General features: G+C 50.3%; 1 protein-coding gene. It reads left to right on the forward strand.

Going from position 1 to position 509, the window contains the following annotated elements:
- Window positions 1-468 (forward strand): RNA-guided endonuclease InsQ/TnpB family protein (locus K4A83_RS22860; RefSeq protein WP_265267027.1); only part of this gene is annotated, 468 nt, incomplete at its 5' end.
- Window positions 469-509: the final 41 nt, after the last annotated feature.

Raw genomic sequence — 509 nt, forward strand, 5'->3', positions numbered from 1 at the left:
CGATATGCTCGCCAACATTTAAGAGTAAGTCGGCAGCGAGAAGAGTTTGCCAAAAGAGTGGCACTCCGCCTAATCCAATCTAACGATTTGGTCGTCTATGAAGACTTAAATGTGGCAGGGCTAGTCAAGAATCGTCATCTAGCCAAATCGATTAGTGATGCAGGATGGAGGCTGTTTCGTCGTTGGCTCGAATACTTTGCCGACAAATACGGGAAGATAGCGATTGCCGTACCGCCTTACAATACCAGTCAAAACTGTTCGAGTTGTGGGGAAAAAGTGCAGAAAACGCTATCGACTCGAACTCATGTTTGTCCCCATTGTGGCTTGGTTGCCGACCGCGACACGAACGCAGCGATAAACATCCTTAAACTGGGACTGAGTAGGGTGGGGCGCGCCCGAATTCACGCATCGGGAGAGATTCCCTCTTGGTTGGTTGGAGAAATCCTGTCAGCTAACGGAGACTCGTAGAACGATGAATCCCCCTGCCTTCAGGCGGGGGAGAACGTCAA

Source organism: Spirulina subsalsa FACHB-351 (genome assembly GCF_026130165.1).
GTDB lineage: Bacteria > Cyanobacteriota > Cyanobacteriia > Cyanobacteriales > Spirulinaceae > Spirulina_A > Spirulina_A subsalsa_A.